The sequence below is a fragment of the Mesorhizobium sp. M0802 genome (assembly GCF_040320115.1).
Lineage (GTDB): Bacteria > Pseudomonadota > Alphaproteobacteria > Rhizobiales > Rhizobiaceae > Mesorhizobium.
The window spans coordinates 49,384-74,175 of the sequence record NZ_JAMYOY010000020.1 but is presented as its reverse complement, the minus strand read 5'-3'; the positions used below and the strand labels follow the sequence as shown (position 1 = coordinate 74,175).

The following is a 24,792-nucleotide window of genomic DNA, read 5'->3' as shown; positions in this document are numbered from 1 at the left end:
CAACGTTCCTCCCGCCAAGCGATCAGAGCCGCCGGCCTGCATCTCAGTCAGCAGGGCGTATATTGGCACGCCCCTAATGGAAGCAGCAGCCACATATGAAAGTCGCATAAGATAGATTATGGAACTTATGCATCAGGCTGCAGTTGGGAAATGACGCGGACTTTCATAGGTTTGGCATGATCGACGCGTGTTGCCTTGAGCCGATGGCCAACGCTACGCTGTGTCGATGACGACAGCAACGCGTGACATCGAAGCGGCGATCGAAGTGTTCGTGCACGGCTTCAGTACCGATAAGAGCCGTTCCTTTCCCTACGAGGCCAGCCGCGTCGGACCCTTGTGGCTGATGCGCGATGCCGAGCGCAAGAATGCACGCGACTACCGTGGCGAAGAATGGATCGTCCATGACGTCGCCGCCGAGGAAGCCGATGCCATCGTGCGGCAGCATGCGCGGCCAAGCTTTGCCGTTTCGGTCGTGATCGCGAATGACGGCCCGGACGAACCGACGCGAACTGCCTACAAGGCGCTCGGCTACCGGCTGCTGCGGACGGAAGGCTTTTTCGTCCAGTCGCTGCGCCAAATTCCAGACCCGCCAGCAATCGTCTCTATCGAACGCGTGAGGACGGCTGAACGCGCTGCACAACTGGGAAAGGTCATACGCAGGCGGCCACTTCCAGACGATCAACTCGGCGACGATGCGCCGTTTCGCCAGTATGTGGCGCTCGATGGCGACGCCATCGTCGGGCGTGTGCGCAGCATAGACGCCGTCGGCGCCACATGGTGCTCGGCAATGTTTGTCGAGCCTTCGCACCGGCGTCGAGGCATCGGCCAGGCGCTGATGGCCAAAATGCTGCATGACGACAAAGCGCATGGGTCGCGGTGCTCGATGCTGTTGGCGACGCGTGCCGGAGCGCTGCTTTATCCCCGCATGGGCTATGAGCGGATTGGAACGCTGCTGATCTTCGCGCCGAAGAACCGAACGTCCTTATAAAGAGCTGTTCGTATCATGCTGACTCATAAGGAATTTCGATCACCATGCCGTCATAGGCCGGAGTGACGTTGGCCGGCACCTCGGCCTTGACCGTGGCATAGTCGAGCGGCACATGCATATGCGTCAGCACGGCCTGTTTCGGCGCCAGTTTTTCAATCCAGCCAAGCGCCTGACCGAGCGACAGATGACTGGGATGGGTATGGTACTGCAAGGCATCGATGACCAGCATGTCCAGGCCGCGCAGCCGCTCGGCGGTGGTAGCCGGGAAGTCGCTGATATCGGGGCAGTAGGCCAGCCCGCCGATGCGGAAGCCGAGCGAAATGATGTCGCCATGGATCTGCGGCAGCGGCTCGAGGGTGAGGGCACCGCCCTCGCCTTCGATCGTCACCGCCCTTGCGTGATCTATGATGTGGGGCCTGACGATCGGCGGATAGGAACTGCCAAGCGGCGTCTCGAAGCAATAGCCGAACGCTTCGCGCAGCCTGAGCATGGTCGGCTGGTCGGCATGGACATCGATCAAATGGCGCTGCTCCAGCACGTAGCCGCGCAGATCGTCGATGCCGTGGATGTGGTCGGCGTGGGGATGCGTATAGACGACGGCGTCGATGCGCCGGACGGCCGCCATCAGCATCTGCTCACGGAAATCAGGCCCGGTGTCGATGACGACCGTGGTTCTGGCGCCGTTGCCTGCTATCCGCTCGACGAGCGCGGCTGAGCGTGTACGCCGGTTTTTCGGATTGGCCGGGTCGCAATTGCCCCAATCGCCGGTGATGCGCGGCGTGCCAGGTGACGAGCCGCAGCCGAGGATGGTGAGGCGCAGCCGGTCGCTCATGCGTCAGAGCCCGGCGGGCCGCGGCATCTTGCCGAACAGCCGGAAGAAGTTCGCCGTCGTCAGCGTCGCGATCTCGGCTTCGCCAACGCCGACCGTCTCCGCCAGCACCTTGGCTGTATGCGCGACATAGGCCGGCTCGTTGCGTTTGCCGCGGAACGGCACCGGCGCCAGATACGGCGCGTCGGTCTCGACCAGCAGCCGGTCATGCGGCACATCGGCTGCGATGGCGCGTAAATCGCCGGAGTTCTTGAAGGTCAGTATGCCCGAGAAGGACACATAGCCACCAAGCGCCACGCCGACCTCTGCCAGCCGTCGCCCCGACGAAAAACAATGCAGAATGAAGGGGAAGGCGCCCTTCCCTGTTTCGTCTTCGAGGATGGCAGCCATGTCGTCATCGGCATCGCGCGAATGGATCACCAGCGGCAGCCCGGTCTCGCGCGCAGCTGCTATATGAGTGCGAAAACCCTGCGCCTGCGCATCGCGTGGCGCCTTGTCGTAAAAATAGTCGAGCCCGGCCTCGCCGATCGCCACTACCTTCGGGTGCGCGGACAGGCGCACAAGGTCCTCAGCCGTCACATCCAGCTCTTCGCCGGCATTGTGAGGATGGGTGCCGACCGAGCAATAGATTTCGTCGAAACTCTCGGCAATCTCAAGCACTTGCGCAAACCGCTTCACGCGTGTCGAGATGGTCACCATGTGACCTATACCGGCAGCCTTTGCGCGGGCGACGATGGCCGCCCGCTCCTCGGCGAAATCCGGAAAGTCGAGATGGCAATGGCTGTCGACGAGCATCAGGCGCTCGCCTCAGGGTTTTCGACATAACGCGGAAACACGCCCTCCGGCGCGGGCAGCGCCGTGCCGGGCACCAGCGCATAGTCGGCATGGACATGCGCGAAGTCACGCTTGTCCGCCGGCACCGCCAGCAGGTCCAGCAGCTTGCCGGCCGACCCCGGAATGTAGGGCTGGCACAGCAATGCCACGCGCCGCACCAGTTCGGCGGTCGTCCACAGCACTGTTTCCATGCGCGCCGGATCGGTCTTCTTCAGCGCCCAGGGCGCCTGCGAGGCGAAGTAGCGATCCGCTTCCGCCACAACGCCGAAGATCGCCGCCAACGCGAGATGGATGCCCTGTTCCGCCATCGCGTGGCGCGCGGTACCCAGCGCTTCCACCGCCTGGTCGAGGATCGCGCTGTCGGCTTCGGTCAGCTCGCCGCGATGCGGCACCACGCCGCCGCAGTTCTTGGCGATCATCGACAGCGAGCGCTGCGCCAGATTGCCGAGACCGTTGGCGAGATCGGCATTTGTGCGGTTGACGATCGCGTCATGGCTGTAGCTGCCGTCCTGGCCGAAGGGCACCTCGCGCAGGAAGAAATAGCGCACCTGATCGAGGCCGTAATGCTCGACCATGGTGAAGGGGTCTACGACATTGCCGACCGACTTCGACATTTTCTCGCCGCGGTTGAACAGGAAGCCATGCGCGAAGACGCGGTTCGGCAGTTCGATGCCGGCCGACATCAGGAAAGCCGGCCAGTAGACAGCATGGAAGCGGACGATGTCCTTGCCGATGATGTGCGTGGCCGGCCAGTAGCGCCATTGCTCGGCCTTGGTGTCGGGATAGCCGGCAGCGGTGATGTAGTTGGTCAAGGCATCGACCCAGACATACATCACATGCTTGTCGTCGCCGGGCACCGGCACGCCCCAATTGAAGGTCGTGCGCGAGACCGAGATGTCCTTGAGGCCGGACCTGACGAAGCTCATCACCTCATTTCGGCGCTCGGCCGGACCGACGAAATCGGGCTGGCTTTCGTACAGCGCAAGCAATTTGTCCTGATAGGCGGAAAGCCTGAAGAAGTAGCTTTCCTCCTCATTCCACTCGACCGGCGAGCCAAGCGGCTCGCGCCGCACGCCGTCGTCGCCGAGCGTGGTTTCGCTCTCTTCGAAATAGGCTTCCTGGCGGACCGAATACCAGCCGCTATAGCGGTCGAGATAGATGTCGCCATTGGCCGCCATAGCCTTCCAGATCGCCTGGCACGACTCGTAGTGGCGTGGTTCCGTCGTGCGGATGTAGTCATCATTCGAGCCGCCCAGGACCTCTGTCATCGAACGGAAGATCGCCGAGTTGCGGTCAGCAAGCGCGAGTGGCGTTATGCCTTCCTTCTCGGCCGTCTGCTGCATCTTGAGGCCATGTTCGTCGGTGCCGGTGAGGAAGAGCACGTCCTTGCCGTCCAGGCGCTGGAAGCGGGCCAGCGCGTCGGTCGCAATGACCGTATAGGCGTGGCCGATATGCGGCTTGCCGTTCGGATAGAAAATCGGTGTGGTGATGTAGAATGTGTCGCGTGACATGAATGAACCGTCATGAATGTCCGAATTGAGTGTGAGCGGTGGATATCGCATCGAGACGGCGATTGCCATCCCGACCCGAGGCCGGATCCGGTCACATTTGCATTGCGGAATTCAGTCGGTCGATCATGGTCAAGGCGTGCTGCTTCTTGTCAAGATTGTAGGTGTCGGTCTCAGATATGGCGTTCAGCGCCTCGTGCCAAGTGTCGGACAGCGTTTTCGCCCGCGCGAGATCCCCAGCCAGAGCGGCTTCACTGGCGCCGGTGGAGAGCAGATCGAGCGCGCGGCGGTTGAAGATGTCGAACTGGATCGCCTGGTCGCGGCCGGCGACGGCCTCGGCAAGGCGATAGGCGCCGGCGATGTCGCTCTTGCCCGACGTGACCAGGGCGTCGAGGGTGCCGGCAATCTCCAGCCCGCCATATTGGGTCAGAAGGATCGCATTGCGGGCGCTGCCCCCTGCCCGTTCCGCTAGTGCCGCGCGCGCAGCAGGATCGGAAGGTGGCGGCGGCTCGACGGTCTCCAGAACACTCATCAGGCTGCCGGCATCGAGCGGCGTCAGCCGCACCATCTGGCAGCGCGAACGGATGGTCGGCAAAAGGCTGCCCGGCGCCTGCACGATGAGGATGAACAGCGTGCGGCTCGGCGGCTCCTCGAGGTTCTTCAGCAAGGCATTGGCGGCGTTGGTGTTCATGTCGTCGGCCGGATCGACGATCACCACCCGGTAGCTGCCGTCATGCGAGGTCAGCGACAGGAAGCGGTTGACCTTGCGGATCTCGTCGACGGTGACGACGGTCTTGAAACTCTTGGTCTTGTCGTTCAGCGGCCGGGTCAGGTGCAGCACGCCGGGATGCGCCCCGGTGGCGATCTGGCGAAACAGCCGTGAGGCCGGATCGGGAACGGCAAACGTGTCCGGCGCCTGGTCGAAGGCCGGATGCTTCAACAGATGGTGCGCCAGGTGAAAGGCAAGCGTCGCCTTGCCGATGCCGACCGGCCCGGCAAAGATCAACGCATGCGGCAGTTTTCCCGAGCGATAGGCGGCAGCGAGCATCGCGGCCGCCTGCTCATGGCCGACCAGGCGCAGCGTCTCGGACGGCTCCGGTACACCGTCCAGCGTGTCGTGCTGCTCGGGAGCGATGCGTTCGAAGATCATGCGGGCGCCGCCTGTCGGTTGCGCGCGGGCGCCCTCGCCTCAAGTGCGGCGAACACCACCGCGGTGATGACATCCTCCACCGCAGCGGGAGGCGCCGACGCGTCGATCACGATGCAGCGGTCCGGCTCGGCGGCTGCGATCGCCAGGAAGGCGTCACGGCGGCGCTGGTGGATGTCCAGCGTCTCCTTTTCGAAGCGGTCCGGACCGTCCTCGGCGCCACGCCGCGCGGCGGCGCGCCGCAAGCCCTCGGCGGGGTCAATGTCAAGGATCAGCGTCATGTCCGGCATCATGCCGTTGATGGCGACCTCCTCCAGAGCTTCCATGAAAGCCGGATCGAGGCCGCCGGTGACGCCCTGATAGACGCGCGACGAATCCAGGAAACGGTCGCAAAGCACGATGGAGCCGCGCTCCACCGCCGGCCGGATGACCTGCTCGACATGGTCGGAGCGTGCGGCGGCAAACAGCAGCGCCTCCATCTTCGGCCCGAAAGGCTCGGCGGCGCCGGACAGGAGCACGTGCCTGACCGCCTCGGCGCCGGGTGACCCCCCGGGTTCGCGGGTGAGGAGGACATCGTATTTCTTGGCGCGCATCTTCTGGGCCAGCCGCTCGATCTGCGTCGACTTGCCGGCGCCCTCGCCGCCTTCGAAGGTGATGAAAAATCCGCTTGCCAATCGAAAGGCCTTTGTCCTGCTTTGCGCTGGTGTCTTAGTCCGCGCCCGAGAAAAGGTCCACGCCGCAGGAACTCAACGCAGCCAGCCTACGGCCAGTTCCCTGGCGGCATCAAACGCGCGTTGCGGCAGTGTGCCGACGCCGACCGATTCGGCGGCGAAAAGCGGGGTTTCCTGGCTCAGCGTGTCGCCGATCCAGACGCGCAGCGCGCCGACGGGTTGCCCCTCCTCCACCGGGGCCGATACCGGCCCCTGATAGACGATCCTGGCGGTCAGCTTGTCGCGGTTGGCGATCGGCAGCAGGACGTCGATCGGCGCCTTTGCCTTCAGCGCTACGCTGGATTTGGCGCCGCCGAACACCTGGGCCTCGCCGACCACTTCGTTGCTGGCGAAAATCTCGGTCTTCTCGAAGGAGCGGACGCCCCATTCGAGCAGCTTGCGCGCTTCCTCGGCGCGCTCGCGGTCATTGGCCAATCCGCTCATCGCCGCGAACACCCTGGTCCCCTCATGGCTGACCGAGCCGACGATGCCGAAACCGCCCGCCTCGCTTGACCCGACCGCCATTCCGTCGGCGCCGATGCCCATGGCCAGCAACGGGTTGCGGTTCTTTTGCGAGATCTTGTTCCAGGTGAAATCGGGCCGGCCGTAATAGAGATAGAGATCCGGATATTCGCGCCATATATGCAGGCCAAGCTGCGCCAATTCGCGCACCGTCGTCTGCTGGCCGTCGGCCGGCAGGCCGGTGGAATTGACGAATGTCGATTTCGCCAGCCCGATCTGGCGCGCGCGATCGTTCATCTGCACTGCGAAATTCTGTTCGGAGCCGGCCATGCCTTCGGCCAGCACCATGCAGCCGTCATTGGCGGCCTGTATGGTGACCCCCTGGATCAGATCCTCGACCCGGATCGCCGATTTGAGCTTGGCAAACATGGTCGACGTTCCCGAAGGCGCACCGCCCTTGCGCCAGGCATTTTCCGAAACCACGAAGGTGTCGTCGAGGCTCATGCGCTTCGACTTGATGGCGTTGAAGACCATCTCCATCGTCATCAGCTTGGCCATCGAGGCCGGCGGGATCGGTTGGTCGGCATCCTTGGAAAACAGCACCGTGCCGGTTTCGGCATCGATCATGAAAGCCTGCGTGGCCTTGGTCTCAAAAAGCTGCGCGTTGGCCGGAACCAACGCGGCAAGCAAGAAGCCAAGGCCAAAAAGCCCGGCAAAAGGGTGGAAAAGGCGAAATCGCATGAAGAGGCTCGACTGTTAGCCGGCAGAAACTTGCCGCAACGCTATCAGGCTTCTTCCCGGCGGATCAACCGCGCAATGACAAAACCGGCGTGCCTTTGTTGGTCAGTTGCGCACAGCCAGCGCGTCCGGCGCGCCATGCGACCATGCCGCGCGCAAGAGGTCGTCGACATTGCCATGGCCATCCGGATAGAGATTGACCGCGTACCAGTCATTGCCGTCGAGTTCGGTGCTCTGGATTTCGGTCCTGCCGAACGGTTCGAGAGCCGCAGCCACCCGCTTTGCCTCGGCAGCATCGTCGAAGGATCCGGCGGCGACATAGTCGGAAACGGCAGGCGATGCCTGCGGGTTGGATTTCTTCCACGATTGCAGGATGTCGGCTGGCGACATGCCCTGGTCGTCAAGCGCTGCAAAGACGTCGGCGCGCTGTACGCGCTCATCCGCATAGGAGAGCGAAGCCACGGCAAAGGACGATTCCGGGCGCTGAGGCACGATCGGCCCGAATTCAGGCAGCGTCACATCGCTTGAGGCCGGTGCCTGCATCGACATCACTGGCTGTGTGTCGGAATTCGTCAACTGACCAGGAAACGGCACTGCGGCAGGTGGTGCGCCAACAGATAGGCTCGGCGAAGGTCCGTTCATCGCCACCATGACGCCGGTCGGCAAGCCATCGGACGGGTCCGGGCGGTTGCCCGGGCGGTAGGAGGCGACCAGATATTGGTCGTCGTCGCCGTCGAGCGGTGCGCGGCCAATATATTCCACCTTGACCCTGGCCGTGCCGACCTTGGCATAGTCGAGCATTTGCGCGGCGCGTTCCGAGACATCGATGATGCGTCCCTCGTGATAGGGGCCGCGGTCGTTGACGCGCACGATGACCGAGCTTCCGGTCTCGGTGTTGGTGACACGGGCATAGCTCGGCAGCGGCATGGTCGGATGCGCCGCCGTCAGATGGGTCATGTCGTAGACTTCGCCATTGGCTGTGAGACGACCGTGGAAGGCATCGCCATACCAGGAGGCGAGACCGACCTTGGCGTAGCGCTTGTCTTCCTTGGGGTAATACCACTTGCCGCGCACCTGATAGGGCTTGCCCAACTGGTCGCGGCCGCCGCCGCGCCGCATGTACTGAACGCGCGGGCTGGCCTTCACACCGTATTCGGTCTCGGCAAAATATTCCTTCGAGCGAGGCTTCTTGTAGACCATGGCTTTCGGCTCGGACTGCGGCGACGCGCACGCGGCCAGCAACGCAGCCGAAAGAGCGCACAACACCAAAGCAGGAGCGCGACGAAGACGCCGATGCGTCGTGGTCTGCATGTTTTCCGATGTCCCCTACCGTCTCGACACAGGCGCCGCTTCTAGAATTTCGGCGGAGCCAGATGAGCAATGCCTGCGACGCGCCAATCCCCATCCCTTGTGCGCAGGAATTGTTTATCAGCGTATTAATCGATTGTGTCCGGAACCGGGCAGGAATGTGGCGGCCAGGTCCCGGGCTGGCCGGGCGCCTGTGAGGAGGCATCCGGGACCTCTGTCCTTTGGAGTCTGGAAGTGAACCTGTGGCATGAAGCGCGGCTGCCTGGAACCGACCGACCCGAGATACGTTCTGCGCCTCATGGATGAATTCTTTGAACGTTTCGGGCAACAGACGTGGCTGCCCTTTTCCGTAATTTCAGCCAGGCTTTTACTCGCGGCCGTCCTTGGCTCCATCGTTGGGATCGAACGCGAATGGCGCAACCGGCCGGCCGGATTGAGGACACACATCCTCGTCTGTGTTGCGACGGCTCTAATTGCCATCCTCACGATCGAGATTACTCACCTTCACGTCTTCGATGGTCAGGAAATCGCCATTGATCCTATCCGCTTGATCGAAGCCACGACTGCCGGCGTGGCATTTCTGGCCGCGGGCTTGATCTTCTTCTCCAAGGGCGAGGTTCAAGGGCTTACCACTGGGGCGGGCATGTGGCTGGCAGGCGCCATAGGCCTGGCGGTTGGGCTCGGGTTCTGGCAGATCGCGGCTTTGGCAACTGTGCTCGCACTTGTCGTGCTGGGCCTTCTGCAACTGGTGCAGGTCGGCAGCAAGGATCGCAATTAGAGCCCTTGCGCTCGAACAAAACGGGCTCGCAGCTCCGTTCGGGCACCGAACGCCACCCCCTGTTATCCATGGCAGCGCCGATGGTTGACTTGGCGCTGGGCAACGCTCTAGAGAAATGAACCGCAAGCTGGTCCGGAAGCATAGGTATCATTTGATACCAACTGTCGTTCACTGGGTCGGTTGATGTTCCTGAATGATTGAAAAATCACGACGGAGGGATGGCCGAGCGGTTTAAGGCACCGGTCTTGAAAACCGGCGTGGGTGCAAGCCCACCGTGGGTTCGAATCCCACTCCCTCCGCCAGATATTTGGCTACCGTGCTGAATTGCCTCTCTATTTTCAAAGAGGGCCAAATCTTTCCTAAGTTATTCCTAACTTCCTAAAACGAAGAAGCCTGCCACCGCGAGGCGTGAGCGCAAACGTTGCGCCAGCCTCAGGATCAACGTTCGTCCTGGCGATAGAGCCGTTTGGTCGCGCGGTCGCTTTCCATGCGTTCTGCAGGACCACGGTGGCGTCGGGTCATAAGAACGTATGCCATCAATAGGGCCAGCAACAGTGGCCCACCAGCAACGACGATCAACCACATCACACTTTCAAACATGAGGCATCTCCTTCACGTCACAACCGTCAAGGAGAAGAACCGTTCCGTTCAAAGTTACAGCAACACCAGCACCTCCTGCGACTGAGGGCCGTTTTCCCATGTGACCGTTTCGGAAATCCGGGCTCCGCTGCAACAAAAGGCTGCGGCTGCACGTTGCGGTTGATCATTCAACCAGGAGCAAAGCAAATGGCCGACGACAAAACGAAGACGGACTTCCGCGATCGGGACCGCGTCTCTGCCGATGAGGATTATGAAGTCGAGTATTTCGCCACCAAGGCCGGCATCACCCCGCAGCAGGTCAAGGAATTGATCGCGAAGCACGGCAACCGACGCGAGACGCTGGAGCGGGAAGCGAAGGCTCTGGGGAGCGGTAGGTAGGCCGGCATGCCAGAGTACCAGGTGGAAGAGTGGCATGGAGAGGAGTGTGTCTCAACTCAGGCCACGAGCGCCGATGATCCGTTATCTGCGGTAGAGAAGGTCACGGGCCAAAGGGTGTCGCCTAGAGCGCTTCAGGAGCATTGGTTTCGTGTGGTCGATGAAGATGCGCGAAGCACGCATGAATTCAGCCTTGAGGACGGCGGCCCGGCTGGAGATTTCGCAAAATAGCCATGACCAGAATCTCGGACCTGCATTGGGACCAACGCTGCAGATAGGCGAGAAAGGTGCAGCCGCCGGGCGGACCCGACGGCTTATCGTCGATTGGATCGCTGCCGCCGCATAGGGCCTTAAGGCGCGGCCGGCGCCAGCTTGGCGGCTACTTGGTCGATCTTGTCGGCAAGTACGCTATTGGCCCAATCTGTCACCTCAGGGTCAACGGGCTTGTTGGCCATTTGGGCAAGGGCTGCATCGATCGATGGGACGTTGGCAGCGGCAGCTGTGGCGGCGGTCTGAGCAGCGGCCGCATCCTGGGTGGCGTCATCGAGCGCTGCCTGTGCTGCATCGAGGTCGGCCTGCGTCGGGACATCTTCGGGCAGGGTATTCGGGTCAGCCGCTTTCGCATTCAGCGCGTCGAGCGCCGCTTTGGCGTCGGTAACCGCCTGATTAGCAGCATCGAGCGCCGATTGAGCGTTCTTGGCTATTGCCGACTGTGTCACAAAAGCCTGCACGCCAGCGAAGTTCTTGCTCTTGGAGTGCATAAAGGCGTTGGCGTTGCGCTGCAGCGAGTTCAACCGGCCGAGCTTGGCATGGATATTCTTTTCCTTGGACACAGAAGGGGTAGCGGCCTTGGCGACCTGGCCCTTAGGGGCCTGGCCCTTGGCGGATGCCGACTTGCCGACCGAACCGCCGCCTCCGCCATTGCCGCCAGCATTACCGTTTCCTCCGCTATTGCCATTGCCGTTACCATTGCCATGGCCGTTACCATGGCCGTTGCCACCAGCAGCAGCCAGGGCCGGCGACACCAGAAGCGAGAACACCGCAAATGCAGCAAAAAGGGTCTTTCGGGATGTCATAACTACCTCCGAGATTGCCACCGCCACTAACCGCTATAGCGGGCAACATGAGGAATCGCTAACACAAAGGGTAAACTTAGATATAGATGTGTTTTCATTGCGAGAACGAAGCGGCCGGCCGGCGAAACGCCAACCAGCATAACTCTTTGAAATTGCTGAAGTAGATCACCCTCCTTGGAACCGGCCGGCCTTCCGAACTCAAAGGTCCTAGACCGCTCAGACCAAGGTCTTAAGCCGTGGTTTCGGCCGCGACTCAGAAGTCGTGACGGCGCGGCGACCTTCGGTAGTCGGCACCTATCGGCCTGAGGCCGAGCTCGACATCGATCCGCTGCAGTGTTCCCAAACACCGCCTAAGTGGTTGTATTCCCTGTCTTTTGATATAAGCGCTAGTCTGAGGTAAAATTTCGACCGGCATCTGGCGGGCTTACGTTATGCAGCATCGAACGTTCTTTGGCGGCAAGGTCACCGAGATCCCCACTTCGTTACATAGCGATCCCAGGGGAATGCTGACCGCTATCGAGTTCAGCGGTTACAATTTCCAAGCCGTGCGGGCGTTCATCGTCACCGCGCCGCGCGGCACGTCGCGGGGCGGACATGCACACGGCTCGGGCCGGCAATTGATGATGCAGCTGTCGGGCGAGATCGGCATCGAATTTCGCTACCAGGAACAGGTCGAACGGCTGACGCTCACCGCATCGAACCGCGCGGTGCTGGTCGATGCCGCGGTGTGGGCGCTGCAGACCTATGAAGGCGAGAACCCGGCTTTGCTGGTTTTCTGCGATACCGAATACGACCCTGAAAACTACGTATCGAACCCCTGATGACACTCATCGCGAAAGGAGAGGCCGCGATGCGCGCCAGGACATGACAGCGCCTCGCGGCAGAATGGCTATTCTCGGCGCCGGCATCATGGGCGCCAGCCTCGCTCTCATGATGGCCCGCAGAGGCTACGCGGTGTCCCTCTTCGACAAGGAGAGCGAGCCGATGGCCTGCGCCAGCCGTTGGAACGAGGGCAAGATTCATCTCGGCTATCTCTACGGGAACGATCCCTCGTTGCTGACCGCCCGGCATCTGCTTTCGGGAGGACTGCGTTTCGGCAGGCTTGTTTCCGAGTTGATCGGAAGCAATCTGGAAGCGCACACGACCTTTTCGGAAGATCTTTATCTGGTCCATCGCAACTCGATCGTCGCTGTCGAGGCGCTGGGGGCGATCTTTGAAAGTGTGGATGTATTGGTGCGCAGCCACGCTGACGCCACCAGCTACCTTGCCGACGTATCGGCGGCGCGATCGAATCGGCTTTCCAAAAATGAATTGGCCGATGTCACCAACTCGGACCAGATCGTCGGCGGCTTCCAGGTGCCGGAGCGATCCGTCAACACGCGATGGGTTGCCGACCGGCTTTGCGCCGTGCTTCGGAGTGAACCCAACATCAGCTTGCGAATGGCGGCCAAAGTCCTGTCGGCACAGCCGGTGGATGCAATTGACGGGAAATGGCGCGTGGCGGTCGCAGGCGAGAAAAGCGAGGCGTTCGACATCGTCGTCAATTGCCTATGGGAGGGGCGGCTGGCTGTCGACCGCACGGCCGGCATCGAGCCGGTTCCCGGATGGTCGCACCGCTACCGGCTTTGCCTGTTCGGCCGCACCAGCCAGCCTGTCGATGTGCCGTGCGCGGTCGTCGCCCTTGGCCCGTTCGGCGACATAAAAAACTATGACGGGCGCAACTTCTATCTCTCCTGGTACCCGAGCGGGTTGCTTGCGGAGAGTGGCGAATTGTCGATCGAAACGCCGCAAGCGCTCGATGCCGACGCACGACAGCGGTTCATCGGCGACGTTCGCGCCACGCTCGCCCGGTTGGTGCCCAGTGTTTCCAGCATGTTCGACGATGCCGAGGAGCTTGAGGTACGCGGCGGCTTCGTGTTTGCGCAAGGGCGTGGTTCGCTCAGCGACCCGAAAGCCACGATCCATCGCCGCGACCAATTCGGGGTCAACCGCCTGGGCAACTACATCTCGGTCGACACAGGTAAATATTCGACGGCGCCGTGGCTTGCCGACAGGCTGGCGCGGCAAATCTGCGGGATCGAGTGAATGGGTGAGACGGAACAGGGCGGCGCGAAGCAGGTAGCGCAGAAACAAGTCCAGCTTCGATCCGGCTGGCGGCCGAAGGTCACGGCGCTGGTGCCATGCTACAATTCGGCGGCATTCATTTCGCGTACGCTGGACAGCCTCGCCGCGCAGACCTGGGACAATATCGAGATCCTGGTCGGCGAGGACAATTCGACCGACGCGACATTCGAGATCGTTTCAGCCTTCGCCAGCGGCCGCGACGATGTCCGTATCCTGCGCCGGGACAAAAACCTGGGATGGCTGAAGAATTCCAACGATCTGATGGCCAATGCCAGCGGCGAATTGATGTTCTTTGCCTTCCATGACGACGTCATCGATCCAACCTATATCGAGGCGCTGGTGCGGGCGCTCGATGCCAATCCCGAGGCCGTACTGTCGTTCAGCGATGTCGAAGTGATCGAAGTCAGAGGCGAAAGTGCCACGTGGAAGTTCGACCTGCTGGAGGGCTTGCAGGACGGTTTTGCGCGTGGCCGGGTGATGGCGCGCCAGCCGCATGGATGGTGGGTTCCCAATCGTGGGATATTCAGGGCCTGGGCGTTCCACCGTAGCGGCGGGATCAAGCCCAACACCCAAGGCGAATTCAGCGCCGACTGGACCTGGCTTCTGCATCTGTCGCTGCTCGGCGGCTTTGTCCGCGTGCCGCAAGTGCTCTGCCACAAATACTATCGGGCGGGCAGCATCAGCCGGCGCTGGGAACGCAACAGCACCCAACGAAGGGCATTGAGGGCGGCGGGGATAAGGGAGGTCTGGCACAGCGAGGCCGGCCTTGCACAGAGAACCTTCCTCGCTGCCTATATCGCCTTGCGGCCGTGGCGGTGGCTGCCGCGCTCGCGAGAAGCGGAAAGACGGGGAAACAGGCAATCGGTGCATGGCAGCCCGGACAATTAAGAATGGCGCCGGCGACGTGTCAAAGCGGCTGCGTCAAGACACCCTGCCCGGCCAACGACGATTTCCGCGCATATCCGGCTGCCCCAAAATGGCACTCCGGTTGATTTTTCACGCGAGTTATGGTCGTTCTCCCGCCCATGAAAAAACTATTCCTTGCGGCGCTGGCCTCGGTGACGCTGGCCTGGCCCGCCCACGCGATGGACGCCGCCCTGCGCGCCGGCCTGCTGAAACTCGACCCGGAGACCCGGCTGGAGCAGAGATGCGACGCCGAAGTGCTCGACCGCATCAGCCATGACGACCACAAGTACAAGGCAGACCGCGTCGTCGCCTACGCCTTCGCGACGCCGGAAATGAAAGCCGATGTCATCCGCAGCCCGGGTGCTGCCTTCCGCAGCAAGGGACAGTGGTACCGGCTGAAGTTCAAATGCGAGACGGCGCCGGACCATATGGAGGTTCTGCAGTTCCGTTACCGCATCGGCGACGAGATTCCAGAAGCCGACTGGGCGAAGTACAATCTCTACGACTGAATTCGCTGCGACCAGAATTCTCTCTGGCAGAACGACCTTCCCTATTCCCGTGGCTTTCAGCGTCGGCCGTTAGAGCGGTTCAGCTTTTTATGGAGCAGCTGACCCACTCTAACTCTTTGTTTTTGCATAATTCCGGACGGAAAACCGCTACGCACTTTTCCTGGAATTGCGCCGGCAGGCTCTTGACGCGCGGGAACCATACACGTTAGGGCGTCGGCATATCCGACGACGAACACGCCGATACAGCAAGGGGCTCCGGTCGATGGACATTTTCAGCGCAGCAAGCATGACGGCCCTCCTCCAGGTCATCGCCATCGATCTGGTGCTTGCCGGCGACAATGCCATCGTCATCGGCCTTGCCGCCGCCGGTCTGCCGGTCGAGCAGCGCAAGAAAGCCATCCTGATCGGCGTGTTGGCGGCGACTGTGCTGCGCATCCTGTTTGCCGCCGTCACCGTCAAGCTTCTTGCCATTGTCGGCCTGCTGCTGGCCGGCGGCATCCTTTTGTTGTGGGTGTGCTGGAAGATGTGGCGCGAGCTGCGGACGTCGCATGCCGACGAGTTCGAGGCGACCGAGGCGCTCTCCGATTCCGACCTCAACAGCGACAGAACGGTGGGTGGCAAGGCGCCGCGCAAGACGCTCGGCCAGGCGGCCCTGCAGATCGTCGTCGCCGATGTTTCGATGTCGCTGGACAATGTGCTGGCGGTCGCCGGTGCGGCGCGCGATCATTTTCCCGTGCTTGTCATAGGCCTGGTGCTGTCGATCGCCTTGATGGGCTTGGCCGCGAGCTTCATTGCCAAGCTGCTGCATCGCCACCGCTGGATCGCCTATGTCGGCTTGCTGATCATTCTCTACGTCGCGATCGATATGGTCTATCGCGGCGTTGTCGAGGTCTGGCCGCATGTCAGTCCTGTGGTGAGCTGACGCTGCCGGTCCCACAGCTTCTGTAGCAGCATGGGTATCTGCCGGAGGCAGTGGTCGCGTTCGCCGCAGCCGCTGCCCATACCAATGCCGCAATAAGTGTGGTACTGGCCGCCGATCCCGAAAAACCCCGGATGTTTTCTCATGTCTGCGCCTCGCGTCAGTTTCGTCAGCCTTGGATGCCCGAAGGCGCTTGTGGATTCCGAGCGCATCATCACGCGCCTGCGCGCCGAAGGCTATGAGATCGCACGCAAGCATGACGGCGCCGACCTTGTCGTCGTCAACACCTGCGGCTTTCTCGACTCAGCCCGCGACGAATCGCTCAACGCCATTGGTTCGGCGCTTTCGGAAAACGGCCGGGTGATCGTCACCGGCTGCCTCGGCGCCGAGCCGGACGTCATCCGAGAGAAGCACCCCAACGTCCTCGCCATCACCGGCCCGCAGGCCTATGAGAGCGTGATGGCCGCGGTGCATGAGGCGGCGCCGCCCAGCCACGATCCCTATATCGACCTTCTGCCGCCGCAAGGCGTCAAGCTGACGCCGCGCCACTACGCCTATCTCAAGATTTCCGAAGGCTGCAACAACCGCTGCACCTTCTGCATCATTCCCGCACTGCGCGGCGACCTCGTCTCGCGCCCGGCGGCCGATGTGCTGCGCGAGGCCGAGAAGCTGGCCAAGGCCGGGGTCAAGGAATTGCTGGTCATCTCGCAGGACACCAGCGCCTACGGCATCGACATCAAGTACCAGACGTCGATGTTCGGCGACCGCGAAGTGCGGGCGAAATTCCTCGACCTGTCGGAGGAGCTGGGCAAGCTCGGCATCTGGGTACGCATGCACTATGTCTACCCCTACCCGCATGTCGCCGATGTCATCCCGCTGATGGCGGATGGAAAAATCCTTCCCTATCTGGACATCCCCTTCCAGCACGCCTCGCCGCAGGTGCTGAAGAACATGCGCCGTCCAGCCCATGGCGAAAAGACGCTGGAGCGCATTCGCGGCTGGCGCGAGGTGTGCCCGGATCTGGCGATACGCTCGACATTCATCGTCGGTTTCCCCGGCGAGACCGACGAGGATTTCGAGATGCTGCTCGACTGGCTGGACGAGGCCAGGATCGATCGCGCCGGCTGCTTTAAATACGAGCCGGTCCGCGGCGCCCGCTCCAACGATCTCGGCCTCGAACAGGTGCCGCAGGAGATCAAGGAAGCGCGCTGGCATCGCTTCATGCAGCGCCAGCAGAAGATCTCGGCGACGCAGCTGGCCAAGAAGGTCGGCAAGCGCCTGCCGGTGCTGATCGACGAGGCGCATGGCACGTCTGCCAAGGGCCGGACAAAATACGACGCGCCCGAGATCGACGGTTCGGTGCATATCCAGTCGCGCCGGCCGCTGCGCCAAGGCGACATCGTCACGGTCAAGATCGACCGCGCCGACGCCTACGACCTTTACGGCTCGGCGGTTTAGAAAATTACCAAAAAGGGCGCCTCCCGGCGCCCTCGGATTTTTGGCACAGCCCTCGGCGCGGTTTCGCAGTCGAAGCGTGCAGCCCGCGAAGTGAAAAAGGGCGCCGGGCGGCGCCCCTTCTCTTTTGCGTTTCCGATACTTACTGCGGCAACTTGTCGTCGACGCCCTTCACATAGAAGTTCATGCCGAGCAGCGTGCCGTCGTCGGCTACTTCGCCGTCCTTGAGCCACGGCGTGCCGTCCTGCTTGGCGACCGGTCCTGTGAAGGGGTTCCAGCCATCTGCGATTTTCTTGGCGGTTGCCTCGGCCATCGCCTTCACATCGTCCGGCATGTTGGTGAAGGGCGCCAGCTTGACGGCGCCGTCCTTGATGCCGAGCCAGACATTGTCAGGCTTCCAGGTGCCGTCGAGCGCCGCCTGAACGCGGCTGATGTAATACGGCCCCCATTCGTCTGTCAGCGAGGTCAGCTGCGCGTTCGGCGCGAACTTGATCATGTCGGAGGACTGGCCGAAGCCGTGCAGCTTGCGCTCTTCCGCCACCTGCAGTGCCGCAGTGGAATCGGTGTGCTGGACGATGATGTCGGCGCCCTGGTCGAACAGCGCCTTGGCCGCGTCGGCTTCCTTGCCCGGATCGAACCAGGAGTTCACCCAGACGATCTTGGCCTTGAAGTTCGGGTTGACCGACTGCGCGCCGAGCATGAAGGAGTTGATGCCCATCACCACTTCGGGGATCGGGAAAGAAACGATATAGCCGGCGACCCCTGCCTTCGATTCCTTGGCGGCGATCTGGCCGAGCACGTAGCGGCCTTCATAGAAGCGCGCATTGTAGATGCCGAGATTGTCAGCGGTCTTGTAGCCGGTGGCGTGCTCGAACATCACTTTGGGGAACTTCTTGGCGACCTTCACTTCCGGGTCCATGAAGCCGAAAGAGGTGCCGAAGATGATCTTGCAGCCTTCGCGCGCCAGACGCTCGAAAGCGCGATCGGCATCGGGACCTTCCGAGACGTTCTCGAGATAGGCGGTTTCGACCTTGTCGCCGAGCGCCTTCTCCACCTCGAGGCGGCCTTGGTCGTGCTGGTAGGAATAGCCGAAATCGCCGATCGGGCCGGTGTAGACCCAGCATGCCTTCAACTTGTCGGCGGCCTGCGCCGACGCCGCCAGTGACATGGCGGCGGTCGTGGTCATCAACGCGATAAACAGTTTTTTCATTGTGTTACCTCTCTGAGTTTAGCCTTGGAGCTTCCCGTTTGTTTTTGTTGTCAACGATCCGGAACGAATGGCTGCCCCAAGGAAGCCGGCGTGTTCATCATCGTCAGACGCTTGTTGCGCGAGATTAGAACGAGAACCACGACGGTTGCCAGATAGGGCAGAGAAGAAAGCAGCTGCGAAGGCACCGGAATGCCAAATGCCTGTGCATGAAGCTGGCCGATCCACACCGCGCCGAAGATGTAGGCGCCGGCGAGCACGCGCCACGGCCGCCAGGAGGCGAAGACGACCAGCGCCAGCGCGATCCAGCCGCGGCCCGCGCTCATGTTCTCCACCCATTGCGGCGTGTAGACCAGCGACAGATGGCCGCCGGCAAGGCCGGCGCAGGCGCCGCCGAAGATGACCGCGAGATAGCGGTAGCGGATGACCTTGATGCCGAGCGCATGCGCCGATGTGTGGCTGTCTCCGATCGAGCGCAGAGTGAGGCCGGTGCGGGTCTTGAACAGGAACCACATGACGGCCGCCGTCAGCGCGATCGAGATGTAGAAGATCGGGTCCTGGCCGAACAACAGCCTGCCGACCACGGGAATGTCGGTGAGCACCGGAACGTAGAGGTTTGGCAGCCGCTCGCCGGGCTGGCCGACGAAGCTGGTCCCCATCATGCCGGAAAGGCCGAGGCCAAGCAGCGTCAACGACAGGCCGGTCGCCACCTGGTTGGTGGCGAGCGACAGCGTCATCACCGCAAACAGCAGCGAGAACACCGCGCCCATGGCGATTGCCGCCAACAGGCCGATCCAGGGCGATCCCGTGAGATAGCCGGCTCCGAAGCCGCCGACGGCGCCCATGATCATCATGCCTTCGACGCCGAGGTTGAGCACGCCGGAGCGCTCGACCACCAGTTCGCCGATTGCCGCGATCAGCAGCGGCGTCGCCGCGGTCGCGATGGTCAAAAGGATGTTGATGGCGATGTCCATCAGCGGGCTTCCTTCAACTTCGGCGCGGCTTCAAGCTTCGCCGCGCTTTTCGTCAGCGCCATGCCGACCAGGCGAATGCGGTAATGGATGAGCGTGTCGCAACCGAGCACGAAGAACAAAAGCATGCCCTGGAACACACGCGCCACCTTGTCGGAGATGCCGAGCGCGCTTTGCACCGCCTCGCCGCCGAGATAGGTCAGCGCCAGCACCAGGCCGGCGGCGACGATGCCGAGCGGATTGAGCCGGCCGAGGAACGCGACAATGATCGCTGTGAAGCCGTAGCCGGGCGAGATCACCGGTTGCAGCTGGCAGATGGCGCCGGAGACTTCCGAAATGCCGGCAAGCCCCGCCAGCGCGCCTGACAGCAGGAAGGCGAAGAACACCATGCGGTTGAGGCCGAAGCCGGCGAAGCGCCCTGCCCTCGGGCTGGAGCCGAGCACGCGGACCTCAAAACCCTTGAGCAGGCGGCTCATTAGCACCCAGATCAGCACGGCTGCAACAAGCGCGAAGACAAAACCCCAATTGGCACGGCCGGCATCCGGCATCAGTTCCGGCAGGACCGCCGAGTCATTGAACTGGATCGTCTGCGGGAAACCGTGGCCCTGTGGATCGCGCCAGGGGCCGCGCACCAACCAGTCGAGGAAAAGCTGGGCGACATAGACCAGCATCAGGCTGGTCAGGATTTCGTTGGTGCCGAAGCGCGTCTTCAAGAGAGCCGGGATTGCTGCATAGGCGGCACCGCCGACCATACCGAACAACAGCATCAGCGGCAGCACCAGTGGGCCTTCGAACCCGGGAAACAGCACCGGAATGGCCGAGCCGAAAATGCCGCCGAGGATGAACTGTCCCTCAGCGCCGATGTTCCAGATGTTGGCCTTGTAACAGACCGACAGGCCGACCGCGATCAGGATCAACGGCGCGGCCTTGATCGCCAGCTCATGCAGCTGCCAGACCTGGCTGATCGGCTCGATGAAATAGATCTCGAATGCGCTCAGCGGGTTGACGCCGAGCAGCGCGAACAGAACCGCGCCGGCGATGATCGTTAGGGCGAAGGCGATGAAAGGCGACAGCGCCGAAAAGAGCATAGAGCGCTGCGGGCGTTTGACGAGTTCGAGGCGCATCATGCCGTCTCCAGAACATGTTCGGCGTGGCCGGGCTCGGCGCCGCCCATCAACAGGCCGATCTTTTCGAAAGTTGCCTCGGCGATCGGCAGCGGCTTCGACAATTCGCCGTTGTGCATGACCGCGATCGCGTCCGAAATCTCGAACAGCTCATCGAGGTCCTGGCTGATGACCAGAACCGCCGAGCCACTGCGCGCCAGTTCGATCAGCGCCTGGCGGATATGAGCGGCGGCGCCGGCGTCGACGCCCCAGGTAGGTTGGTTGACGACCATGACGGCAGGGCTGCGGTCGAGTTCGCGACCGACGATGAATTTCTGCAGATTGCCGCCCGAAAGGGCCGCAGCTTCCGGATCGGGCGCGCTCTTGCGCACATCCATCGCCACGATGATGCGCTGGGCGGCGGCATAGACCGCACCGCTTTTGACGGCGCCGCCGGCGCCGACAAAAACCTTGCCGTCGGTGGCGTGCCGCGACAGAAGCAGGTTTTCCGAAAGCTTCATGCGTGGCGCCGCGCCATGGCCGAGGCGTTCTTCCGGCACGAAGGCAGCGCCCATCAGCCGCCGGCCTGTGATCGAGAGCGAGCCGGCATCCTTGCCGCGGATGCGCACGGATGCGGCGTCCTGCTGCAGCACCTCGCCGGAGACGGATTCGAAGAACTCGCCCTGGCCGTTGCCGGCAACACCGGCAATGCCGATCACCTCGCCGGCGCGCACAGTGAGGTTGATATTCTTCAGCGGGATCGAAAACGGGGTTGCCGGCTTGCGGCTGAGGGCGCGGATTTCGAGCAATGGCTGCGCGGTCTCGATGCCTTCGGCCGGCGCACGCACCACGGCCTTCACCTCGCTGCCGACCATCATGCGGGCCAGCGACGAAGCCGTTTCCTCGCGCGGGTTGCAATGGCCGACGACCTTGCCGTGACGCAGCACGGTGGCGCGGTCGCAAATGCGTTTGACCTCTTCCAGCCGGTGCGAAATGTAGAGGATGGATTTGCCCTCGGAGCGCAGGCGCTCCAGCGTCTCGAACAGCTTGTCGGCTTCCTGCGGCGTCAGCACCGAGGTCGGCTCGTCGAGGATGATGAGCTGCGGCGTCTGCAACAGGCAGCGGATGATCTCGATGCGCTGGCGTTCGCCGACCGAGAGATCGCCGACCAGCGAGTCCGGATCGAGCGGCAGGCCATAGCTGAAGGAAAGCGCCCTCGCCTTGGCCGCGATCGAGCTGATCGGTGAGCCGTCATCCAGAGACAGAGCGATATTCTCGGCCGCGGTCAGCGCCTCGAACAGCGAAAAGTGCTGAAACACCATGCCGATGCCGAGCTTCTTCGCCATGCCCGGACTGGTGATCCGCACCGCTTCCCCGTTCCAGAATATCTCGCCGGAATTGGGCTCCAGCGAGCCGAACAGCATCTTGACCAGCGTCGACTTGCCGGCGCCGTTTTCGCCAAGCAGCGCGTGGATCTCGCCCTTGGCGATGTTGAGGTCGATATGATCGCACGCCGTCAGCGTGCCGAATATCTTGGTCAGGCCACGAACCTCAAGCAGGTTCGCTCCATCATGATCTGCACTCACAGTGCCTCCCATCCGGTTCCCGGACATGTTCTGTGTTCCCGCCAGCATGGTATGCGCTGGCCGCTCTCGTGCGAAAGCAGCACCCACCTTGAAAGAGCTTCAAGAATTTCAGCGGAAACTCAAGGGGTAAAGACCGACCTGCTTCGCACAACAGACCGATCGCCCGGTTTTTCGTGCAAACAGTGCCTGGCGTCGCGGCAAAACGCTGAAAGCAAGGCAGATCAGGGGATCAGTATGGTCGTGCCAGTGGTCTTGCGCCCTTCGAGATCGGCTTGCGCCTTGCCCGCGTCCTTCAGCGCATAACGCTGGTTGATCTTGATCTCGACCGCACCGCTCAACGCCACGTCGAACAATGCCGCGGCGGAGACTTCGAGGTCTTCACGCTTGGCGTTGTAGACGAACAAAGTCGGCCTGGTAGCGAACAGCGAGCCCTTCTGCGCCAGCAGCGACATCGAAAATGGCGGGATCGGTCCAGAGGACTGACCGAAAGAGACGAACATGCCGAGCGGCTTCAGACAGTCGAGCGAGGCCGGGAATGTGTCGTTGCCGACCGAATCGTAGACGACGTCACATTTCTTGCCGCCGGTGATGGCGGCGACCCCGGCGACGAAATCCTGCTCCTTGTAGTTGATGACATGGCCGAAGCCATGCGCCTTGGCGAGCTCGATCTTGTCGGTTGAGCTTGCCGTGCCGATCACGGTGGCGCCGAGATGTTTTGCCCATTGTCCCAGGATCAGCCCGACGCCGCCGGCGGCGGCATGGAACAGGATGGTGTCGCCTGCCTTCACCTTGAAGGTCCGGCGCAACAGATACTCCGCCGTCATGCCTTTAAGCATCATGCCGGCGGCCTGTTCGTCGCTGATGCGGTCCGGCACCTTGACGACGCGGTCGGCGGCGACGACGCGCTGTTCGGCATAGGCGCCGACGTTGACGGCATAGGCGATGCGGTCGCCCGGCTTCAGCCAGTCGATGCCTGCGCCGACCTCGAGAACCACACCTGCCGCCTCGCCGCCGGGGATCAGCGGGAAGCCGCCGGGCGGCGGATAGAGGCCGATGCGGTGATAGACATCGATGAAATTGAGGCCGATCGCGGTGTGCCTGACCAGGATCTGCCCGGCGCCGGGTTGTCCCGGATCGGCGTCTTCATAGGTCAGGACTTCCGGACCGCCATGGGCGTGGATACGGACTGCTTTGGACATTGTGGGCTTTCCTGCGGTCAGGCTTTCTTAGTGTCCGGCTTGGCGCCGAGTTTGGGGAAGAACTGCATGATACCGCCGATGCAGGCGAGGTAAAGTCCGGTGATGGTGATGCCGACCTTGGTAAAGACGCTGACCTGTTCGCCCAAAACGCCGATCTGGTCGTAGAAGGCGGCAAGGGCCGCCTGCGCCAGCGCCAGCGCACCGAAAGCACACCAGAGCAGCGTCATGCCAAGATTAATTGGCCGCAGCCGCACCACCCGCACGGGGTGAATGAAGTTGATCGGCACGAAGGTGAGGATGCCGGCCGCCACGACGACGCCGAAGGACACCCACTGTCCCGGCTCGATGACGAACAGCGTGAACACGACCATGTTCCAGACCACCGGAAAGCCTTTGAAGAAGTTCTCCTTCGTCTTCATTCCGGTGTCGGCATAATAGATGGCGCTGGACACCACGATGATGGCCGCCGACAGGAACGACAGCCCTTCGCCCATGAAGCCGCGCTGGTAGAGCGCGAAGGCGGGGATCAGCACATAGGTGACATAGTCGATGATGTTGTCGAGGAGTTCGCCCGACCAGGTCGGCAGGATCTCCTTGACCTCGAGCTTGCGCGCGATCGGCCCGTCTATGCCGTCGACGAACAGCGCCAGCCCCAGCCACCAGAACATCGCCGTCCAGCGTTGCTCGCTTGCCGCCACCAGAGACAGGAAGGCCAGGAACGAGCCAGACGCGGTCAACAGATGCACCGAGAATGCCCGCGCCTGCGGCCAGGTGACCTTTTTCTTCGGCCTCGGAATCCGGTCGGTGATCTTTTTGGCGGCGTTTCTGGCGGTTGTGTTCTTGCTCACGGGCCCCGCCAATCCAGTTTGCAGATTTCGGCCGAGCGGCCGGCAAAGTTCCAGTTGCGGCCGAAAGCCCGCATCTTGCTCTTGTCGGACCTGGCCACGATGATCTCCGGCGCGATCCAGTATTCCGAGTTGCCGATCACGGTATCCTTCTCGCGATCCTTGCCGGGAATCGCAGTGACCGCCCCGTCGATGATCTTCGGTATCTGGAAAATGCGGGTCTTGTCACGCGTCTCATAGGTGATCGGCACCTGCTCGACGCCGAGGAACTTGCCGACAAGGATCGACAACAGCGCGGTGGTTCCGCCGGCCTTTCCGGTGAAGATCCTTGTCAGCGCTTTCACCGCGTAGACGGAGGCGCGCTTGTCGATGAACAGGCCTGCGGTCCAGTTGCCGCGGCTCATATAGCCGGGGATTTCCATGACCAGACCGAGATTGAGGCCGGACAGGTCGACCTCGCCGAAATGGCCTGCGTCGATGCGGAAGCCCGCCCAGGTCTGGCAATAACCCTCCGTCGGCGGATGGCTGCCAAGCGACAGCACGCAAGGACAAAAAACCGTGCAATTGCAGGAGAGTACGAGCTCTCCTTTCATTGCCCAGCCTTGCTCTGCCATG

25 protein-coding genes and 1 tRNA gene are annotated in these 24,792 nt (G+C 62.3%); 10 read left to right on the top strand and 16 right to left on the bottom strand.

Translation table 11 applies throughout. From position 1 onward, the window contains the following. The first annotated feature begins 226 nt into the window (after window positions 1–226). A complete protein-coding gene (locus tag NKI10_RS24720) occupies window positions 227–988 on the top strand; it encodes a GNAT family N-acetyltransferase (protein ID WP_352862177.1) in 762 nt (253 codons plus the stop codon). Window positions 989–1,001: 13 nt separating this feature from the next. Here NKI10_RS24720 and NKI10_RS24715 read toward each other — a convergent pair whose 3' ends face one another. The 7 genes from NKI10_RS24715 to NKI10_RS24685 form a co-directional block, all read right to left on the bottom strand. Next, complete coding sequence (locus tag NKI10_RS24715) at window positions 1,002–1,820, bottom strand: MBL fold metallo-hydrolase (protein WP_352862176.1); 819 nt, start codon at window positions 1,818–1,820, stop codon at window positions 1,002–1,004. 3 nt (window positions 1,821–1,823) lie between these two features. Further along, on the bottom strand, window positions 1,824–2,612 hold the full coding sequence (locus NKI10_RS24710; RefSeq protein WP_352862175.1) for a TatD family hydrolase: 789 nt from the start codon (window positions 2,610–2,612) through the stop codon (window positions 1,824–1,826). Next, entirely contained in the window at window positions 2,612–4,162 is a 1,551-nt protein-coding gene (gene metG, locus NKI10_RS24705) for a methionine--tRNA ligase (protein ID WP_352862174.1), read from the bottom strand. The genes NKI10_RS24710 and metG overlap by 1 nt, the downstream gene beginning before the upstream one ends. Window positions 4,163–4,253: 91 nt before the next feature. Continuing rightward, the gene (locus tag NKI10_RS24700; RefSeq protein WP_352862173.1) at window positions 4,254–5,309 is read right to left on the bottom strand and encodes a DNA polymerase III subunit delta'; all 1,056 of its coding nucleotides are present in this window, start codon (window positions 5,307–5,309) and stop codon (window positions 4,254–4,256) included. Next, window positions 5,306–5,980, bottom strand: coding sequence for a dTMP kinase (gene tmk, locus NKI10_RS24695; protein ID WP_023668949.1), 675 nt, complete (start codon window positions 5,978–5,980; stop codon window positions 5,306–5,308). The genes NKI10_RS24700 and tmk overlap by 4 nt, the downstream gene beginning before the upstream one ends. A 72-nt stretch (window positions 5,981–6,052) precedes the next feature. After that, window positions 6,053–7,219 carry a D-alanyl-D-alanine carboxypeptidase family protein gene (locus NKI10_RS24690; RefSeq protein WP_352862172.1) on the bottom strand — a complete coding sequence of 389 codons (1,167 nt, stop codon included), beginning with the start codon at window positions 7,217–7,219 and terminating at the stop codon, window positions 6,053–6,055. A 102-nt stretch (window positions 7,220–7,321) separates the two neighbouring features. Next, window positions 7,322–8,527: a septal ring lytic transglycosylase RlpA family protein gene (locus tag NKI10_RS24685; protein ID WP_352862171.1), complete on the bottom strand. Its 1,206-nt coding sequence runs from the start codon at window positions 8,525–8,527 to the stop codon at window positions 7,322–7,324. A 295-nt stretch (window positions 8,528–8,822) separates the two neighbouring features. Between NKI10_RS24685 and NKI10_RS24680 the strand changes: the two genes are divergently transcribed. Together NKI10_RS24680 and NKI10_RS24675 are read left to right on the top strand one after the other, a co-directional pair. Next, window positions 8,823–9,302: an MgtC/SapB family protein gene (locus NKI10_RS24680; RefSeq protein ID WP_352862195.1), complete on the top strand. Its 480-nt coding sequence runs from the start codon at window positions 8,823–8,825 to the stop codon at window positions 9,300–9,302. 212 nt (window positions 9,303–9,514) lie between these two features. Then, window positions 9,515–9,604 (top strand) — tRNA-Ser (locus NKI10_RS24675). 136 nt (window positions 9,605–9,740) lie between these two features. Here the strand turns inward: NKI10_RS24675 and NKI10_RS24670 are convergent. After that, on the bottom strand, window positions 9,741–9,902 hold the full coding sequence (locus NKI10_RS24670; protein WP_023691300.1) for a hypothetical protein: 162 nt from the start codon (window positions 9,900–9,902) through the stop codon (window positions 9,741–9,743). Window positions 9,903–10,088: 186 nt separating this feature from the next. Between NKI10_RS24670 and NKI10_RS24665 the strand changes: the two genes are divergently transcribed. Continuing rightward, window positions 10,089–10,280, top strand: a complete 192-nt coding sequence (locus NKI10_RS24665; protein WP_023668952.1) for a DUF3606 domain-containing protein — start codon at window positions 10,089–10,091, stop codon at window positions 10,278–10,280. A 347-nt stretch (window positions 10,281–10,627) separates the two neighbouring features. Here the strand turns inward: NKI10_RS24665 and NKI10_RS24660 are convergent, their stop codons facing one another. Further along, a complete protein-coding gene (locus NKI10_RS24660; RefSeq protein ID WP_023706818.1) occupies window positions 10,628–11,353 on the bottom strand; it encodes a hypothetical protein in 726 nt (241 codons plus the stop codon). 431 nt (window positions 11,354–11,784) lie between these two features. Here NKI10_RS24660 and NKI10_RS24655 point away from each other — a divergent pair, with 431 nt between their 5' ends. The 6 genes from NKI10_RS24655 (at window position 11,785) to rimO (ending at window position 17,269) form a co-directional block, all read left to right on the top strand. Next, window positions 11,785–12,174, top strand: a complete 390-nt coding sequence (locus NKI10_RS24655) for a sugar 3,4-ketoisomerase (protein ID WP_352862170.1) — start codon at window positions 11,785–11,787, stop codon at window positions 12,172–12,174. Between the two features lie 43 nt (window positions 12,175–12,217). After that, window positions 12,218–13,438 (top strand): FAD-dependent oxidoreductase, encoded by a 1,221-nt coding sequence (locus NKI10_RS24650; protein WP_352862169.1) that lies wholly within the window; start codon window positions 12,218–12,220, stop codon window positions 13,436–13,438. Beyond that, complete coding sequence (locus tag NKI10_RS24645) at window positions 13,439–14,365, top strand: glycosyltransferase family 2 protein (protein ID WP_352862168.1); 927 nt, start codon at window positions 13,439–13,441, stop codon at window positions 14,363–14,365. 119 nt (window positions 14,366–14,484) lie between these two features. Continuing rightward, complete coding sequence (locus NKI10_RS24640) at window positions 14,485–14,892, top strand: DUF930 domain-containing protein (protein WP_032904882.1); 408 nt, start codon at window positions 14,485–14,487, stop codon at window positions 14,890–14,892. Window positions 14,893–15,154: 262 nt separating this feature from the next. Next, a complete protein-coding gene (locus NKI10_RS24635; RefSeq protein WP_023668959.1) occupies window positions 15,155–15,814 on the top strand; it encodes a TerC family protein in 660 nt (219 codons plus the stop codon). 141 nt (window positions 15,815–15,955) lie between these two features. Next, entirely contained in the window at window positions 15,956–17,269 is a 1,314-nt protein-coding gene (gene rimO / locus NKI10_RS24630) for a 30S ribosomal protein S12 methylthiotransferase RimO (RefSeq protein WP_023691314.1), read from the top strand. Between the two features lie 139 nt (window positions 17,270–17,408). Here rimO and NKI10_RS24625 read toward each other — a convergent pair whose 3' ends face one another. The 7 genes from NKI10_RS24625 to NKI10_RS24595 all read right to left on the bottom strand — a co-directional run bounded on the left by NKI10_RS24625 (window position 17,409) and on the right by NKI10_RS24595 (window position 24,791). After that, window positions 17,409–18,476 (bottom strand): BMP family ABC transporter substrate-binding protein, encoded by a 1,068-nt coding sequence (locus NKI10_RS24625; protein WP_023668961.1) that lies wholly within the window; start codon window positions 18,474–18,476, stop codon window positions 17,409–17,411. Between the two features lie 50 nt (window positions 18,477–18,526). After that, window positions 18,527–19,447, bottom strand: coding sequence for an ABC transporter permease (locus NKI10_RS24620; protein WP_352519925.1), 921 nt, complete (start codon window positions 19,445–19,447; stop codon window positions 18,527–18,529). After that, a complete protein-coding gene (locus NKI10_RS24615; RefSeq protein ID WP_352862167.1) occupies window positions 19,447–20,571 on the bottom strand; it encodes an ABC transporter permease in 1,125 nt (374 codons plus the stop codon). Before NKI10_RS24615 ends, NKI10_RS24620 begins: the two co-directional genes overlap by 1 nt. After that, window positions 20,568–22,145 (bottom strand): ABC transporter ATP-binding protein, encoded by a 1,578-nt coding sequence (locus NKI10_RS24610; RefSeq protein ID WP_352862194.1) that lies wholly within the window; start codon window positions 22,143–22,145, stop codon window positions 20,568–20,570. Before NKI10_RS24610 ends, NKI10_RS24615 begins: the two co-directional genes overlap by 4 nt. 209 nt (window positions 22,146–22,354) lie before the next feature. Then, window positions 22,355–23,332, bottom strand: coding sequence for a quinone oxidoreductase family protein (locus tag NKI10_RS24605; protein WP_352862166.1), 978 nt, complete (start codon window positions 23,330–23,332; stop codon window positions 22,355–22,357). A 17-nt stretch (window positions 23,333–23,349) separates the two neighbouring features. Further along, on the bottom strand, window positions 23,350–24,180 hold the full coding sequence (gene pcsA, locus NKI10_RS24600) for a phosphatidylcholine synthase (protein WP_023668966.1): 831 nt from the start codon (window positions 24,178–24,180) through the stop codon (window positions 23,350–23,352). Continuing rightward, on the bottom strand, window positions 24,177–24,791 hold the full coding sequence (locus NKI10_RS24595; RefSeq protein WP_352862165.1) for a DUF1326 domain-containing protein: 615 nt from the start codon (window positions 24,789–24,791) through the stop codon (window positions 24,177–24,179). The genes pcsA and NKI10_RS24595 overlap by 4 nt, the downstream gene beginning before the upstream one ends. Window position 24,792: the final 1 nt, after the last annotated feature.